Annotated in this window: 13 protein-coding genes and 2 tRNA genes; 4 read left to right on the top strand and 11 right to left on the bottom strand. The window is 72.3% G+C overall.

The features are described from left to right. Positions 1–138: 138 nt before the first annotated feature. The 5 genes from ACZ5WK_RS20035 to ACZ5WK_RS20015 form a co-directional block, all read right to left on the bottom strand. Entirely contained in the window at positions 139–801 is a 663-nt protein-coding gene (locus ACZ5WK_RS20035) for an ATP-dependent Clp protease proteolytic subunit (protein ID WP_327676905.1), read from the bottom strand. Positions 802–860: 59 nt separating this feature from the next. Next, a complete protein-coding gene (locus ACZ5WK_RS20030; protein WP_305067940.1) occupies positions 861–1,478 on the bottom strand; it encodes an ATP-dependent Clp protease proteolytic subunit in 618 nt (205 codons plus the stop codon). A 278-nt stretch (positions 1,479–1,756) separates the two neighbouring features. Then, positions 1,757–3,160 (bottom strand): trigger factor, encoded by a 1,404-nt coding sequence (tig, locus tag ACZ5WK_RS20025; RefSeq protein ID WP_405365813.1) that lies wholly within the window; start codon positions 3,158–3,160, stop codon positions 1,757–1,759. Between the two features lie 254 nt (positions 3,161–3,414). Beyond that, positions 3,415–4,875: an MDR family MFS transporter gene (locus tag ACZ5WK_RS20020; RefSeq protein ID WP_465548711.1), complete on the bottom strand. Its 1,461-nt coding sequence runs from the start codon at positions 4,873–4,875 to the stop codon at positions 3,415–3,417. Positions 4,876–4,994: 119 nt separating this feature from the next. Beyond that, positions 4,995–5,068, bottom strand: a tRNA-Pro gene (locus ACZ5WK_RS20015). A 144-nt stretch (positions 5,069–5,212) separates the two neighbouring features. On the opposite strand from ACZ5WK_RS20015, the gene ACZ5WK_RS20010 reads away from it, so the two are divergent. Further along, a tRNA-Gly gene (locus tag ACZ5WK_RS20010) sits at positions 5,213–5,286 on the top strand. 83 nt (positions 5,287–5,369) lie between these two features. Here the strand turns inward: ACZ5WK_RS20010 and ACZ5WK_RS20005 are convergent. Then, positions 5,370–5,909, bottom strand: a complete 540-nt coding sequence (locus tag ACZ5WK_RS20005; protein WP_465548710.1) for a DUF6197 family protein — start codon at positions 5,907–5,909, stop codon at positions 5,370–5,372. Between the two features lie 202 nt (positions 5,910–6,111). Here ACZ5WK_RS20005 and ACZ5WK_RS20000 point away from each other — a divergent pair, with 202 nt between their 5' ends. Beyond that, on the top strand, positions 6,112–6,903 hold the full coding sequence (locus tag ACZ5WK_RS20000; protein ID WP_465548709.1) for a DUF6348 family protein: 792 nt from the start codon (positions 6,112–6,114) through the stop codon (positions 6,901–6,903). A 51-nt stretch (positions 6,904–6,954) separates the two neighbouring features. Here ACZ5WK_RS20000 and ACZ5WK_RS19995 read toward each other — a convergent pair whose 3' ends face one another. The 4 genes from ACZ5WK_RS19995 to ACZ5WK_RS19980 all read right to left on the bottom strand — a co-directional run bounded on the left by ACZ5WK_RS19995 (position 6,955) and on the right by ACZ5WK_RS19980 (position 10,365). After that, positions 6,955–7,149 (bottom strand): hypothetical protein, encoded by a 195-nt coding sequence (locus tag ACZ5WK_RS19995; RefSeq protein ID WP_380326353.1) that lies wholly within the window; start codon positions 7,147–7,149, stop codon positions 6,955–6,957. 504 nt (positions 7,150–7,653) lie between these two features. Further along, the gene (locus ACZ5WK_RS19990) at positions 7,654–8,883 is read right to left on the bottom strand and encodes a PP2C family protein-serine/threonine phosphatase (protein WP_465548708.1); all 1,230 of its coding nucleotides are present in this window, start codon (positions 8,881–8,883) and stop codon (positions 7,654–7,656) included. A gap of 323 nt (positions 8,884–9,206) precedes the next feature. Beyond that, positions 9,207–9,695: a ribose-5-phosphate isomerase gene (locus ACZ5WK_RS19985; RefSeq protein ID WP_465548707.1), complete on the bottom strand. Its 489-nt coding sequence runs from the start codon at positions 9,693–9,695 to the stop codon at positions 9,207–9,209. A gap of 55 nt (positions 9,696–9,750) precedes the next feature. Beyond that, a complete protein-coding gene (locus tag ACZ5WK_RS19980) occupies positions 9,751–10,365 on the bottom strand; it encodes a biotin transporter BioY (RefSeq protein WP_396323156.1) in 615 nt (204 codons plus the stop codon). A 270-nt stretch (positions 10,366–10,635) separates the two neighbouring features. Between ACZ5WK_RS19980 and ACZ5WK_RS19975 the strand changes: the two genes are divergently transcribed. Beyond that, on the top strand, positions 10,636–12,054 hold the full coding sequence (locus tag ACZ5WK_RS19975) for an amino acid permease (RefSeq protein ID WP_465548706.1): 1,419 nt from the start codon (positions 10,636–10,638) through the stop codon (positions 12,052–12,054). 93 nt (positions 12,055–12,147) lie between these two features. Here the strand turns inward: ACZ5WK_RS19975 and ACZ5WK_RS19970 are convergent, their stop codons facing one another. Then, entirely contained in the window at positions 12,148–12,780 is a 633-nt protein-coding gene (locus ACZ5WK_RS19970) for a mycothiol-dependent nitroreductase Rv2466c family protein (RefSeq protein WP_465548705.1), read from the bottom strand. Positions 12,781–13,013: 233 nt separating this feature from the next. On the opposite strand from ACZ5WK_RS19970, the gene pepN reads away from it, so the two are divergent. Then, positions 13,014–15,599 (top strand): aminopeptidase N, encoded by a 2,586-nt coding sequence (pepN, locus tag ACZ5WK_RS19965; RefSeq protein WP_465548704.1) that lies wholly within the window; start codon positions 13,014–13,016, stop codon positions 15,597–15,599. Positions 15,600–15,759: the final 160 nt, after the last annotated feature.

The following is a 15,759-nucleotide window of genomic DNA, read 5'->3' as shown; positions in this document are numbered from 1 at the left end:
CTTCTCTTTTTCTGCGGCATTTCCCCCCCGCCGGGGGGGAGGGGAGCAACAAACGGGTTGTTGTGTGTGTCTCGGGGGGGGGGGGGGGGGGGGGCCCCCCCCCCCCCCCCCCCCCCCGCCCCCGGCAGGGTGCCGACCTCAGGAGGTCAGCGAGGCCTTGCGGGTGGAGATGACCAGGTCGACGAGACCGTACTCGACGGCCTCCTCGGCCGTGAGGATCTTGTCGCGCTCGATGTCGTCGCGGACCTGCTCGACGGACTTGTTCGAGTGCTTGGAGAGCATCTCCTCCAGCTGCTCGCGCATCCGGAAGATCTCCCTGGCCTGGATCTCCAGGTCGGACACCTGACCGCGGCCGGTCTCGGTGTACGGCTGGTGGATCAGGATACGGGCGTTCGGCAGCGCCATCCGCTTGCCGGGGGTGCCGGCGGCGAGCAGCACGGCCGCGGCGGAGGCCGCCTGGCCCATGCAGACCGTGGTGATGTCCGGCTTCACGTACTGCATGGTGTCGTAGATGGCCGTCAGGGCCGTGAACGAGCCGCCGGGCGAGTTGATGTACATCTGGATCTCGCGGTCCGGGTCCATGGACTCCAGGCAGAGCAGCTGGGCCATGATGTCGTTCGCGGAGACGTCGTCCACCTGCGAGCCGAGGAAGATGATGCGCTCCTCGAACAGCTTGGCGTACGGGTCGTACTCGCGGATGCCCTGCGAGGTGCGCTCGACGAAGCGCGGGACGATGTAGCGGCCCTCGGCACGCATGTCCTCGACGCGTGCCTTGGCGCTGGACAGGCTGGGGATGTTCATGGGGGTTCTAGTCCTCCGGAGCGATGGGGCTGTGGTCTCGTGGGATCCGGGGCCGAGGCTCAGGCGCCCGTGCCGCCGCCACCCGGAACGTCCGCGGCGCTGTGCATGATCGCGTCGATCAGGCCGTACTCCAGGGCCTCCTCGGGCGTGAACCAGCGGTCGCGGTCGGAGTCCGCGGTGATCTGCTCGAAGGACTGGCCGCTGTGGAAGGCGATCAGCTCGGACATCCGCTTCTTGGTGCGGAGCAGCTGCTCGGCCTGGATGCGGATGTCGGTGGCCGAGCCGCCGAGACCGGCGGACGGCTGGTGCATGAGGATGTTGGCGTTCGGCAGCGAGAAGCGCTTGCCCTTGGCGCCGGCGGTCAGCAGGAACTGGCCCATCGAGGCGGCCATGCCCATCGCGATGGTGACGACGTCGTTCTTGATGTACTGCATGGTGTCGTAGATCGCCATGCCGGCCGAGATCGAGCCGCCCGGGGAGTTGATGTAAAGGAAGATGTCCTTGTCCGGGTCCGCGGCCAGCAGGAGCAGCTGGGCGGTGATCTTGTTGGCGATGTCGTCGTCGACCTGCTGGCCGAGGAAGATGATCCGCTCGTTGAGCAGCCGGTTGTAGACCTGGTCCCCCAGGCCGCCGAGCACGTCACCAGAGGCGGCGTGCGGCGCCATCGGGCCAGGCATCTGCATCTGCGGGAACGTCACTTAGCCACCTGCTCAGTCGATTTGGACGGTCGCTCCGCGGCCGTCACGGTGTCGCACAGCTTCCGGGTATCACGTCGTGATTGTTGCTGTCCATGGACCCTAACGCGCAGGCCGGGCCGCAGAATCCCTCACGCAGAACTGTTCGCTGTGAGCGCAGGGTTCGCGGCGGGCCCCGCCCGCGACCGCGGGGAACACGGCGGGCCCGGACACCGTGTACGGCGTCCGGGCCCGCTGCTGCGTCAGGGCGACCGGGGTGGTCAGGCCTCGGTCTTCTCCTCGGCCTCGGCCTCGGCGGCCGGGGCCTCGGCGGCGACGGTCTCGCCCGACTCGTCGGTCTCGTCGTCGTCGAAGTTGATCTCGTTGCCCTCGGTGTCGACGACCTTGGCGGCCTCGACCACCGTGGCCAGCGCCTTGCCGCGGGCGACCTCGCCGACCAGCAGCGGCACCTGGCCGCCCTGGACGACCTGCTGCGCGAACTGGTCCGGGGTCAGGCCCGAGCCGGCGGCGCGGCGGATGAGGTGCTCGGTGAGCTCCTCCTGGTTAACACCCAGCTCCTCGTCGGCGACGATCTGGTCCAGGACGAACTGGGTCTTGATGCCCTTCTTCGCCTGCTCCTCGGTCTCCGCCAGGAACTCCTCCTCGGTCTTGCCCTGGGTCTCCAGGTACGTCGCGAGGTCGAGGCCCATCGGCTCCAGCTGGTGGTGCTCGAGGTTGTGCTTGCGGGTCTCGATCTCGTCCTTGAGGAGCTTCTCCGGGAACTCGATCTCGACCAGCGCCAGCAGCGCGTCGAGCACCTTCTCCTGGGCCTGGGTGGCCTGGTCGTACTCCTTCATGCGCTCGAGGCGCTTGCGGGAGTCGCCGCGCAGCTCCTCCAGGGTGTCGAACTCGCTGGCCAGCTGGGCGAACTCGTCGTCCAGCTCGGGCAGCTCCTTCTCCTGGACGGCGGTGACGGTGACGGTGACCTCGGAGGTCTTGCCCGCCTGGGTGCCACCCTTGAGCTCGGTGTCGAAGGTCGCGGTGCCACCGGCCTCCAGGCCGACGACGGCGTCGTCGATACCGTCGATCAGACGGCCCGAGCCGATCTCGTAGCTGACGCCGGCGGCGGTGCCGTCCTCCGGCACCTCGCCGTCGACCTTGGCCTCGAGGTCGACGACCACGATGTCGCCGGCGGCCGCGGCGCGCTCGACGTCCTTGACCGAGGAGAAGCGCTCGCGCAGCTGCTCCAGGGACTTGTCGACGTCCTCGTCGGTGACGACGATCGGGTCGACGGTGACCTCGATGGTCGAGAAGTCCGGGAGGGTGATCTCCGGGCGGATGTCCACCTCGGCGGTGAACTTCAGGTCACCACCGTCGGCGATCTTCTCGACACCCTCGATGTTGGTGATGTCGGGCTGTCCGAGAACCTCGATCTTGCCCTCGTCGACTGCCTGCGTGTAGAAGCGCGGGAGGGCGTCGTTGACGGCCTCCTCCAGCACGGCGCCACGACCGAAACGCTGGTCGATGACCCGGTTCGGGATCTTGCCCTTGCGGAAGCCCGGGACCGAGACCTGCTGGTTGATCTTCTTGTACGCCGCGTCGAGGCTGGGCTTGAGCTCCTCGAAGGGCACCTCGACGGTGAGTCGAACCCGGGTCGGGTTCAGAGTCTCGACGGCGCTCTTCACGGTTTGGTCTCCTATGGGCTTGCGGTCAGGTTGCCTCCGCCCTCCCCATGCCGCCGGCCGGGGCCGGTACGGGCGGGTCGGGCGAGACGGGCGATGGGCGGTTGGAGCTGCATCTCCCGTGGGGGGTGGACGGTGAGCGTGACTCCTCGCCCTCGTGCGGTTGACCTGGGTGGACGCCACAGGGACTACCGCCAGCGCCCCATCCTACCGGTACCACGAAAGGCGGATGCCAGGACGCCGCCGCCTGCGGCCGCTCAGGCCGCCCCGGCGGGCTCCGGGGCGGCCTCCGCGGACGGCTCCGCGGTACCCCCCGCCGGTACCGGGCGCATGGTGGCGGCGGCGTCGGAATCCCGTACCAGCAAGGCGATCGCGGCCGCCACGAGGGCCAGGGCGGCCGCGGTGAGGAAGGCGGCGCGGTACGCGGTGAGGTTCGCCACGGGCGTACCCGAAGCGTTCACGGTGAGGGGTCCGACGGCGGTCAGCACGGTGCCGAGCACCGCGACGCCGAGCGCGGAGCCGAGCTGGCGCTGCGCGTTGTAGAGGGTGGAGGCGGCGCCGGTGGCGCGCGGGGTGATGGTGGCGAATGCGGCGGTCTGCGAGGGCATGAAGACGTGCGACATCGCGTAGCCGGTGACGAACATGAGGGCCCGCACCGCCCAGAGGTTGCTGTCGGGCCCGATGGTGGCCATCAGGGCGAGGCAGCCGGCCACCACGGTGGCCCCGGCGACCAGGATCCGGCGCGGGCCGATCCGCGGGTAGAGGCGGGCCGCCACCTGGGAGGCGAGCATCACGCCGAGCGCCTCGGGGAACACCATGAGGCCGCTGTGCAGGGCGTCCATGCCGAGCGCGTCCTGCATCAGCAGCGGGAAGAGGTAGAGCATGCCGAGGAAGGCGGCGCCGGAGAAGAGCGAGAGCAGGTTGGTGGTGCGGAAGATGCGGTCCCGGAAGAGCCGCAGGTCGAGCATCGGCTCGGGGCGGCGCAGCTCGACCACGACCAGGACTGCCAGCGCGAGCAGACCGCCGAGCGCCGAGGCCAGGATCCGCGCGCTCCCCCAGCCCTCGGACGCGCCCTCGGAGAGCGCGTACATCGCGGCACCGAAGCCGGCCGCGGAGAGCAGGAACCCGGCCGCGTCGAACCGGCCGGCCCGCTCGGCGCGGTAGTCGGGCAGGAAGAGCAGGCCGAAGACCAGGGCGGCGATGCCGACCGGCACGTTGACGACGAAGACCCAGTGCCAGGACCAGCCGTCCACCAGCCAGCCGCCGAGCACCGGCCCGGCGGCGGGCGCGACCGCGGTGGGCAGCATCAGGACGCGGGTGGCCCGCATCCGCTCCTCCTGCGGGAAGGCGCGGAAGAGCATGGTCATCCCGACCGGGGTGAGCAGACCGCCCGCCGCGCCCTGGAGGATGCGGTAGAGGGTGAGCGAGGTCATCGAGCCGGCCGCGCCGCAGAGCAGCGAGGCGACGGTGAAGAGGGTGAGGGCGGCGAGGAAGACCCGGCGGGTGCCGTAGCGGTCCCCCAGCCAGCCGGAGAGCGGGACGAAGACGGCCAGGCTGACCAGGTAGCCGACGTTGATCACGCCGACCCCGGCGGGATCGGTGCCGAAATCGCGGCCGATCGCGGGCAGTGCCACGTTGACGATCGTGGTGTCCATGATCGACATGAACAGCGAGGCGACGAAGACGACTCCGACCGCGATCTTGGGGTTCATCCTCATCGGGGCTCCAGCTTTGGGTGAAAAATCAACCACCCACCATGCCGGACCCACTCCGAAGATGCCAACGGAGCCCGGAGACGCCAACAGGGCCCCGCCGAGGACGAGACCCTGCCGCACTGTCGGGGTGACCGGATTCGAACCGACGGCCTTCCGCTCCCAAAGCGGACGCGCTACCAAACTGCGCCACACCCCGTGGTGCCGAGAGGAAGCGTACACGCCGGGCCCTGCCGGTTCGCCGACATATCCGAGGCCCTCACGACGAATCCGGTGTGCACGCAGCCGACCGGACCAGGTACGCTGTTCCCGACCTTCCGTCCGGCAACGGCCGGGGGATCACGCGGGCGTAGCTCAATGGTAGAGCCCTAGTCTTCCAAACTAGTCACGCGAGTTCGATTCTCGTCGCCCGCTCCAACCGTCCGGCCCCGGAGAGACGTCACCGTCCCTCCGGGGCCGTTCGCTTTCCGGGAGACACCCCTCGACGGACCGTCAGCCGGTCAGAGGCCGAGCCGTCCGGCCCGGGCGGCGGCCCGGTCGAGCAGCCGGTGGACGTCGGCCTGGCGGGTGGTCGGGCGGTCGTTGTACTCGTCCGGGGAGTTCGCCGGGCGGCCGGTGGCGTGCAGTACCTCCATCAGCTGGACCCGCGCGGTACGGACCGTCAGCGGGGTGCCGTAGCCGTGTGCGAGGACGGCGGCCTGGGCGCCGAGCAGGCAGACCCGGCCGGCCTGGTCCCACATCGCGCCCTGCAGCCAGCCGTGGGCGCCGATGTAGCGGGAGGCGAGCCGCAGGTGGTCGGCGGCGGTGACGGGCACCGGGCGGGCCGGGCGGCGCAGCGCCCGGTCCAGCAGGGTGGCCCGGGGCAGCGGGTGGCCGGCGTGCCAGGGCTGCGGGGTGGAGCCGTGCAGCGGGACGTACGGGACCGGCGTGCGCGCCGGGGCGGGCAGCGAGGCGAGGTAGGCCTCGATCTCGGCGACCAGGCCGGAGCCGTCCGGGGTGAGGAGCAGTGGCGGAGGGGGCGTCAGGTCGGTGCGGGGCATGCGGTTCTCCAGGCGGTGGCCTACGGTTGCCGCTACCCAAACTGGGGCATTAAGGACATTCTCGCGACCGGAGGGGCCGGGGGCCCGGCTCCGGGGCGGTTTCCCGGCAGGGCTCCGGGCCGATAGCCTCGGCGGCGTTCGAGCGCAGTTTCGAGAACACTGCGAGCCGAGGCGGCTGCGAGCCCTACGTGGAGGAGTACCCGTGCGTCCCCAGGACCGACTGGCCGTCATACAGCGCTGTGTGGTCCAGGAGATGGCGCGCTTCGGGCAGGTGTTCACGGTCGACGGCGAGGTGGTGCGCGGCCCGGGCACGACGGCGGTGGCCGTCCGCGAGCACCCCGGCCAGGACGGCGCCGGCCACGTCGACCTGGGCTACGTCCTCCAGCTCGGCCGCGCGGACGCGCCGGTGGTCTGGGACTGCGCGGCCGGCCTCGGCAAGACCGAGGAGGAGAAGCTCGCCAACGCGGTGCGGATGTGGGCGACCACCACGGCCTCGGCGCTGGTCGAACAGGAGCAGGGCCGGGGTGAGCACGGCGACCACGCCGACCACCCGGAACTGCCGGGCTGGCACGCCGTCCAGGGGCCGGCGGCGGTGTTCGGCTTCGGCAACGAGAGGCTGGCCGGCTGGCTCGCGGAGCACCGGGTGCTGCCCGCGCTCGCGCCCGCGCTGCTGCCGGACCTGGCCGGGGGCGGGCCGAACGGGGTGAAGCTGTTCCTCGGCGGCAAGGCGGGGGACGACGTCGCCGAGGTCCGGGTCAACGGCGAGGTGTCGGAGGCCGCCTCGGCGGCGCTGCGCGCGCTGGACTGGCCGCGTGGCGAACGCCTCTGCTGGGCCCGGCTGTTCGTACTGCTGACGGCCCGCGGGACGACGCTGCGGACCGCCACGCCGACGGGCGCCGCGGCGCCCGCGGCGGTCCGGGCGCCGGCCGTGGCGGCGGCGCGGCCCCGGGGGCTGTTCGGGCGCTGGCGGCAGGCCAGACGGGCCGACCGGTGACAGCCGGCTTCCGCCGCACCCGCCCCGGGCCCCGGACGAGGCCCCCGGGGGTCAACTGGCGATGCTGGAGATGCTCTTGGCGATCTGGGTCAGGAAGTCCTGGATCGGCTTGGCGGCCGTGCTCTGGTTGAGCATGAAGCCGAACAGGGCGGCCAGGATGAAGTGCCCGGTCTTCAGCTGCTTGTTACGGATGAAGATGAAGCAGATGATGCCGAACAGGACCAGCGCGGAGACGGAGAGTGCCACCCGGACTCACTTCCTCGTTTCATAGCGGGGTGCCAGCGCCTGACAGCCCCTGCGAAGCCGGACCCCGGTCTGTCCGACGGTCCCGAGGCGGAACAGCAGTTCGTCCGGCCTGTCCCGGCCGGAGGGAGAGCCCGCTGCGGCCGCACGGTGCCCGTCGTGCCGCACGTGACGCCCCCCATCCCCCGGATCCTGACCAGTCCCGCCCGGACTCAGTGTGGTCGACCGTGCCGGTTGCGTAAAGGTCTGGCTGTCAGCCGAACGCCGATATCCTGCGATGCGAGACGAGTTTCCGCCGACCGAGACCATAGCCGAGACGTTCTGACGAATCGTCGGCGGGGCCGCGCTGAGCGGCGGGGAAACGCCCGGCGGGCGGGAGCGGAAGCGGCAGGTCCGGTCCGGTGACGGCAGGTCCGAAATGGCTGAAGATCAGCTCCCCGGCTTGACAGCACCTGCCCACGGCATGTGCCGGGGCGGAAGCGGCCCGTCAGGACGGCCGGCGGGTGGTCAGTCGCGCCAGAGCAGCAGCACCGCACGGTCGTCGTTGATGTCCCGGGCGACCGTCTCGATCAGCCGGGAGGCCGCGCCGACGCCGGCGCCGGGGCCCGCGCCGGGGACCAGCCGGTCGGCCTCGCCCATCAGCCGGTCCATGCCCTCGGAGAGGTCCCGGCCGGGGGCCTCGACCATGCCGTCGGTGCAGAGCAGCAGGACGTCGCCGCGGTTCAGCCGGCCGCGCACGCCCTCGAACTTGGCGCCGTCGTAGATGCCGAGCGCCGCGCCCTCCGAGGCCTCCTTCATCTCCCAGCGCCCGGCGCCGGCCAGCCGCTGCATGCCGGGCAGGTGGCCGGCCGAGAGCAGCTCGTACTCGCCGGTGTCCAGGTCGAGCACCAGGTGGACGGCGGTCGCGAAGCCCTCCTCCCAGGACTGCCGGAGCAGGTAGCCGTTGGCCGCGGGCAGGAAGTCGTGCGCGGGCAGCGAGCCGAGCAGGCCGCCGAAGGCTCCGGAGAGCAGCAGGGCCCGGGAGCCGGCGTCCATGCCCTTGCCGGAGACGTCCGCGAGGACCACCTCCAGCACCCGCTGGCCGGGGCCGGTCCGGGCGGCGACCACGAAGTCACCGGAGAAGGACTGCCCGCCGGCCGGGCGCAGCGCCATGTCGGCGTGCCAGCCGTCCGGCAGCCGGGGGACGCGGCTCTGCACCCGCAGCCGCTCGCGCAGGTCGAAGAGCATGGTCGAGCCGCCCCACCAGGGGACGCCGACCCGGCTGCGGAACTGGGCCAGCAGCAGGCCGCCGACCCCGGCCGCGCCGACCACCAGGGCGGCGCCGGGGGTGACGCCGTAGGTGTAGGCGTCCGGGTCGGCGCTGGCGACACGCTGGCCGGTGTGGATCACGGACTCGGCGGAGAGGCCGAGCGCGGCCAGGGCGTACAGCACCACCAGGCTGCCCGGGCGCAGCAGCAGCGCGGCGGCCAGGATCGGCAGGACCAGCGAGGTGGGCGGGGCCCAGGCGGGGATCCAGATGTTGAGCAGGATCAGCAGCGGGACGAGCAGGGCGAGCGCGCAGAGCACCGGCCAGTCGGCGGCGCCGCCGCGGAAGTAGTCGACCCCGGCCGTGCGCAGCCTTCGGCGGACCCGGCGGAGCCTCTTGCGCAACCGGGCCGTCACGGGGTCGGACGCCGTGGCGGCGCCGGGCCTCGTCGCAGTCGTCTGGGGCGGTGTGCCCGGCGCTCTGCCAGCCATGGGGACCGACCATATCCACGGTTGCGGCCCGGCGTCGACGGCCCGGGCACGGGCGGCGGCGCCGTGGCGCGGGCGCGTCAGCAGGTTTCGGCCGATTGCGGCGGGCACCGCCCGCTGCGTCAGGAAGCGTGTGCCCGTTGGGCGTACGAACCACGCGGGCGGCGCATGCGCCCCGCACACAGGGCGGTTCGTACGCCGGTCGGACGGGGCGGGCGCTGTGGCCGATCACACAGGGGCGCACGCCCGCACAGACGCGCCGGCCGGCCGCGCTGCGGGAGCGCGGCCGGTCGGCGGGAGGGTTCGACGGGGTGGAACGGCGAGGCTCAGCCCTGCTGCGGGTGGTGGGCCGGGATCGGCGGGAGCTCGCCGGTGGTCTCGTACTCGCTCAGCATGGCGATCCGGCGGGTGTGCCGCTCGTCGCCGCTGTACGGGGTGCTGAGGAAGATCTCCACGAACTTGGTGGCCTCCTCCTCGGTGTGCATCCGGCCGCCGATGGAGATCACGTTGGCGTTGTTGTGCTCGCGGCCGAGCGAGGCGGTCTGCTCGCTCCAGGCCAGCGCGGCACGCACGCCCTTGACCTTGTTGGCGGCGATCGCCTCGCCGTTGCCCGAACCGCCGATCACGACGCCCAGCGCCTCCGGGTCGGCGGCGGTGCGCTCGGCGGCCCGCAGGCAGAACGGCGGGTAGTCGTCGAGGGCGTCGTAGATGTGCGGACCGCAGTCGACCGGCTCGTGGCCGGCCCCCTTCAGCCACTCCACGAGGTGGTTCTTCAGTTCGTATCCGGCATGGTCGGAGCCCAGGTAGACGCGCATGCCACGAGTGTGGCATGCGCGGTCACCCGGGCCGTGCAGGGGGCAGCGCCCGCCTTCAGCGGCGGCCGAGGAGCTTCCAGGCGAGCGGCAGGGCGCCGGCCGCGAGGGCCGCCTTCAGGGCGTCGCCGACCAGGTACGGGTAGAGGCCCAGCTCGGCCGCGCGGGCCAGCGGGACGTCCAGCGAGAAGGCGAGGTAGGGCACGCCGACGGCGTAGATGGCGAGGCTGCCGAGAACCATGGTGACGGCGGTGTTCACCGGGGTGCGGTCGGCGCCGCGGCGGGCCAGCGCGCCAGTCAGGGCGGCCGCCACGACGAAGCCGAGCACGTAGCCGAGCGACGGCATCGACCAGCCGGAGGTGCCCTCGGCGAACCAGGGCAGGCCCGCCATGCCGGCCAGCAGGTAGAGGCCGAGCGAGGCGACGCCGCGGCGGGCGCCGAGCGCGGTGCCGACCAGCAGGGCGGCGAAGGTCTGGCCGGTGACCGGGACGGGCGAGCCGGGGACGTTCACCGAGAGCTGGGCGGCCAGGCCGGTGAGCGCGGCGCCGCCGGCCACCAGGGCGAGGTCGCGGGCCTGGGCGCCGAGCCGGGTGGAGGCGGCGGGCAGCAGGTCGGCGAGGACACCGCGGCCCAGTGTCGGGGTGCTGGCGGTCGGGGTGCTGGCAGTGGCCATCGGGGATTCCTCTGATGATCAGGTGAGTGAACACCTGTGAACCTACGCGGTGATCGCCGCCGGCACCGCCGGGGAACCGGACAAAGCCCGGAAGTCGCTCCTTGTCGGGTCCGACCCACCGAGAGCGACGGAACGTGAGGGTTCCGGCCATTCTCCGTCACGATCCGGTCCGCATTCTGGGCCCGGGCCGGACATTCTTGGCACGGGCAACCGCGTCCCCGGATATTGGGCAACTCGCACCGCCATCCGAACAGTCTGGATCCCCACCCCATGGCCCGTACCTCCGCGCCCCCGGCGCCCGGGACGACCTCCCCCGCCGACACCCCGGCCGACGGCGGCCGACAGCTCTCGCACGGCCTCAAGCAGCGCCACCTCTCGATGATCGCGCTCGGCGGGGTCATCGGCGCCGGTCTCTTCGTCGGCTCCGGGGCGGGCATCGCGGCGGCCGGACCCGCCATCATCCTGGCGTTCACCCTGTCCGGCCTGCTGGTCATGCTGATCATGCGGATGCTCGGCGAGATGTCGGCCGCCCGCCCGGCCTCCGGCTCGTTCTCGGTCCACGCCGAGAAGGAGATCGGCCCCTGGGCCGGGATCACCGCCGGCTGGATGTACTGGGTGATGCTCTGCTGCGGCGTCGCCGCCGAGGCCACCGCCGCCGGGAAGATCGTCAACGGCTGGGTCCCCGGCGTCTCCGCCTGGGTCTGGGTCGGCCTCTTCATGGTCTTCTTCTGCGCCAGCAACCTGACCGCGGTGAAGAACTTCGGCGAGTTCGAGTTCTGGTTCGCCGCGATCAAGGTCGCCGCGATCATCGCCTTCCTGGTGCTCGGCTCGCTCGGCGTGGCCGGGGTGCTCGGCGACGGCTCCCCCGGCACCACCAACCTCACCGGCCAGGGCGGTTTCCTGCCCACCGGTGTCAGCGGACTGATCGTCGGCCTGCTCGCCTCGGTCTTCGCCTACGGCGGCCTGGAGACCGTGACCATCGCCGCCGCCGAGTCCGACGACCCCAAGCGCAACGTCGCCAACGCGGTGCGCACCGCGGTCTGGCGGATCGCGATCTTCTACATCGGCTCGATGGCCCTGGTCGTCACCCTGGTCTCCTGGAAGGACCCTTCGGTCGTCGAGAACGGCCCGTACGTGACGGTCCTCCAGCACCTGGGCGTGCCCGGTGCCGGCACCATCATGGAGACCGTGGTGCTGATCGCCCTGCTCTCCGCGATGAACGCCAACATCTACGGCTCCTCCCGGATGGCGTACTCGCTGGTCTCCCGCGGCCAGGGACCCAAGGCGCTGGCCAAGGTCAGCGGCGGGGTGCCGCGGGCGGCCGTGCTGGCCTCCTGCCTGTTCGGCTTCGGCGCGGTGCTGGCCTCCAAGTTCTGGCCGGACACCGTCTTCACCTGGCTGATGAACACCACCGGCGTCGCCATCCTGGTGGTCTGGTTCTTCATCTGCGTCGTCCAGCTGAAGATGCGCCGCCGGCTGGAGCGCGAGGCGCCCGAGCTGCTCACCGTCCGGATGTGGGGCTACCCCTACCTGACCTGGATCGCGATGGCCGCCGTGGCCGGCATCCTCGCGCTGATGACCACCACCGAGGGCAACCGGCAGCAGCTGTACGCGGCCGGCGTGCTGGTCGCCCTGCTCATCGGCGCGGGCCTGCTCAAGCAGCGCCGGGACGCCGCGCGCACCGCGTAGCGCACGCGCGAGGGCCCGGTACCGCTTCGGCGGTACCGGGCCCTCCCGTTCGCGCGGAGCCGCGCGGTCTTCCCGCGGACCCGCGCGGCGTCACTACTCGAAGGACGGGCCGGCGGTGCGGGTGCGCTTGATCTCGTAGAAGCCCGGGGTGGAGGCGACCAGCAGGGTGCCGTCCCAGAGGCGGGCGGCGGCCTCGCCGCGCGGCGTCGGGGTGACCACCGGGCCGAAGAACGCGACCTGCTCGCCGTCCGCGCCCTCGACGGCGATCACCGGGGTGCCGACGTCCTCGCCGACCAGGGTGATCCCCTCCTTGTGGGACAGGCGCAGGGCCTCGTCGTACACGTCCGTGCCGGCCGCGTCGGCCAGCTCGGCCGACAGGCCGGCGGCGACCAGCGCCGCCTCGATCGTCTCGCGGTTCTGCGGCAGGCCCTGGTTGTGGAACCGGGTGCCCAGCTCGGTGTAGAGCCGGCCGAGCACCTCGTCGCCGTGCTTCTCGGCGGCGGCGATGCAGACCCGGACCGCGCCCCAGGCATTGTCCAGCAGCGTGCGGTAGTGCTCCGGCAGGTCGCGGCCCTCGTTCAGCACCGACAGGCTCATCACGTGCCACCGCACCTCCACCGGGCGCACCTGCTGGACCTCGATCAGCCAGCGGGACGTCATCCAGGCCCACGGGCAGGCCGGGTCGAACCAGAAGTCGGCGGTCTTGCGGTCAGCGGCAGTCGTCACAGCGGTGGTCTTCCTCGGAGGTGGGGCGGCAGAGGGACGGGGCGGTGCCCCGCACGGGGCTCCCCCGCTCCCAACATCCACTCGGCGCCGCTGATTCCGGGCCCACACCGCGACTTGTGCAATGGTACCGGCGCAAAGGGCGTGAAAGGATGCCCCCGCAGCACTACAGCGCAGCACCTGACCGCAGCAGCGAAGACCGCACCACCGTGCGTGCCGGACAAAGGAGTACCGCCGTGCCGGGCAAGAACCTGAGCCGCGACGAAGCCCAGCAGCGGGCCAGCATCCTGGCCGTGGACAGCTACCAGGTCCGGCTGGACGTGACCTCGGCCCCCGACCCGGCGGCCGCCACGTTCCGCTCCACCACCACCCTCGCCTTCCGCTGCGCGGAGCCCGGCGCCTCGACCTTCCTCGACCTGCTGGCTCCCTCCGTCCGCTCGGTCACCCTGAACGGGCGCGCGCTCGACCCGGCCGCCGCGTTCGACGGCGCCCGCGTCCACGTCGACGGCCTCGCCGCGGAGAACGTCCTCGTGGTCGAGGCCGACTGCGCGTACAGCCGCACCGGCGAGGGCCTGCACCGCTTCACCGACCCGGTCGACGGCGAGACCTACCTCTACACCCACTACGAGCCGGCCGACGCCCGCCGGGTGTTCGCCACCTTCGAGCAGCCCGACCTGAAGGCGCCGTTCTCCTTCACCGTCACCGCTCCCGCCGCCTGGGACGTCCGCTCCAACGCCGTCCACGAGAGCGTGACCGAGGACGGCAGCGGCGACGGCGCCGCCCGCACCTGGCAGTTCGCGCCGACGCAGCCGATCTCCACCTACCTCACCGCCGTCGTGGCCGGCCCGTACCACGTGGCCCGCGACCACTACAGCCGCACCCTCGCCGACGGCACCGTGCTGGAGATCCCCCTCTCCGCGCTCTGCCGCAAGTCGCTCGCCCCCTACTTCGACGCGGACGAGATCCTCGGCGTCACCAAGGCCGGGCTCGACTTCTTCCACGAGGTGTTCGACTACCCGTACCCGTTCGGCAAGTACGACCAGGCGTTCGTCCCCGAGTACAACATCGGCGCGATGGAGAACCCGGGCTGCGTGACCTTCCGCGAGGAGTTCGTCTTCCGCTCGAAGGTCACCGAGGCCGCCTACGAGGGCCGGGCCAACGTCATCCTGCACGAGATGGCGCACATGTGGTTCGGCGACCTGGTCACCATGCGCTGGTGGGACGACCTCTGGCTGAAGGAGTCCTTCGCCGACTTCATGGGCTCCTACGGCCTGATCGGCGCCCGCACCCGCTACTCCTCGGCCTGGATCACCTTCGCCAACCAGCGCAAGGCCTGGGCCTACCGGCAGGACCAGTTCCCCACCACCCACCCGATCACCGCCGACATCCGGGACCTCGAGGACGCCAAGCTCAACTTCGACGGCATCACCTACGCCAAGGGCGCCTCGGTGCTCAAGCAGCTGGTGGCGTACGTCGGTTCGGAGGCCTTCTTCGAGGGCGCCCGCCGATACTTCAAGCAGCACGCCTTCGGCAACACCGAACTGGGCGACCTGCTGGGCATCCTGGAGGAGACCAGCGGCCGCGACCTCACCGCCTGGGCCGCCGCCTGGCTGCAGACCGCCGGCGTCAACGCGCTCACCCCGCAGGTCACCGTCGACGCCGAGGGCCGGATCACCGAACTCGCCGTCCTCCAGGACGCCGGCAACGGCAACGTCCTGCGCCCGCACCGGATCGCGGTCGGCCTCTACGACCGGGACGCCGACGGCGCACTGGTGCGCACCGACCGGATCGAGCTGGACGTCACCGGCGCCCGCACCGTCGTCGCCGGGGCTGCCGGCCGCGCCCGGCCCGCCCTGGTGCTGCTCAACGACGACGACCTGACGTACTGCAAGATCCGTTTCGACGGCGAGTCGCTGGAGACGCTGCGCACCGGCCTCGGCGACATCCAGGACGACCTGGCCCGGGCACTCGCCTGGTCCGCCGTCTGGAACCTGACCCGGGACGGCCTGATGCCGGCCCGCGACTACGTCGCCCTGGTGCTGCGCTTCGCCGGCCAGGAGTCCAACATCGGCGTGCTGCAGTCGCTGCACACCCAGGCCAAGAGCGCCGTCGACCTGTACGCTGCGCCGGCCTGGCGTGGCGAGGGCGGCCGGCTGCTGGCCGACGGCGCACTGCGCGAGCTGCGCGACGCCGCCCCGGGCAGCGACCACCAGCTGGCCTGGGCGCGCTTCCTGGCGCAGACCGCCAACGGCTCCGAGCACCTCGGCCTGGTCCGCGGCCTGCTCGCCGGCACCGCCCGGATCGACGGCCTGGACGTCGACCAGGAGCTGCGCTGGTCGCTCTGGCTGACGCTGGCCGCGGCCGGCCAGGCCTCCGACGAGGAGCTGGCCGGGGAGCTGACGGCCGACAACACCGCCAGCGGCAAGCGCCAGTACACCCAGTGCCTGGCCGCCCGGCCGACCCCGGAGGCCAAGGCCGCCGCCTGGTCCGCCGTGATCGACTCGGACGAGCTGCCCAACGCCCTGGTCGAGGCGAACATCGCCGGCTTCGCCCTGCCCGCGCACCGCGACCTGACCGCGCTGTACGCGGCGCCGTACTTCAAGCTGCTGGAGCGGGTCTGGTCCGAGCGGACCATCGAGATCGCGATGCGGATCGTCGGCGGCTTCTTCCCGCACGCCCAGATCGGCGAGGCGACGCTGGCCGAGGCGGACGCCTGGCTGAGCGGCCACCCGGACGCGGCGCCGGCGCTGCGCCGGCTGGTGCTGGAGCGCCGGGACGACCTGGCGCGGGCGCTGCGGGCGCAGGCCTGCGACGGGATCTGACACCCCTGCGGAGCAGAACGGCCGGGGGGGGGGGGGGGGGGGGGGGGGGGGGGGGGGGGGGGGGTGGGGGTGGGGGGGGGGGGGGGGGGGGGGGGGGGGGGGGGGGGGGGGGGGGGGGGGGGGGGGGGGGGGGGGGGGGGGGGGGGGGGGGGGGGGGGGG

Source organism: Kitasatospora sp. NPDC032757, assembly GCF_055579305.1.
The sequence above is the reverse complement of the archived record's forward strand: the minus strand, read 5'-3'. Positions and strand labels throughout refer to the sequence as shown.

What these genes read in the sequence shown, in the direction of transcription:
- ACZ5WK_RS20035 (WP_327676905.1), bottom strand. Translation starts at nt 801, where the DNA reads ATGAACATCCCCAGCCTGTCCAGCGCCAAGGCACGCGTCGAGGACATG.
- ACZ5WK_RS20030 (WP_305067940.1), bottom strand. Translation starts at nt 1,478, where the DNA reads ATGCCTGGCCCGATGGCGCCGCACGCCGCCTCTGGTGACGTGCTCGGC.
- ACZ5WK_RS20020 (WP_465548711.1), bottom strand. Translation starts at nt 4,875, where the DNA reads ATGAGGATGAACCCCAAGATCGCGGTCGGAGTCGTCTTCGTCGCCTCG.
- ACZ5WK_RS20005 (WP_465548710.1), bottom strand. Translation starts at nt 5,909, where the DNA reads ATGCCCCGCACCGACCTGACGCCCCCTCCGCCACTGCTCCTCACCCCG.
- ACZ5WK_RS19990 (WP_465548708.1), bottom strand. Translation starts at nt 8,883, where the DNA reads ATGGCTGGCAGAGCGCCGGGCACACCGCCCCAGACGACTGCGACGAGG.
- ACZ5WK_RS19985 (WP_465548707.1), bottom strand. Translation starts at nt 9,695, where the DNA reads ATGCGCGTCTACCTGGGCTCCGACCATGCCGGATACGAACTGAAGAAC.
- ACZ5WK_RS19980 (WP_396323156.1), bottom strand. Translation starts at nt 10,365, where the DNA reads ATGGCCACTGCCAGCACCCCGACCGCCAGCACCCCGACACTGGGCCGC.
- ACZ5WK_RS19975 (WP_465548706.1), top strand. Translation starts at nt 10,636, where the DNA reads ATGGCCCGTACCTCCGCGCCCCCGGCGCCCGGGACGACCTCCCCCGCC.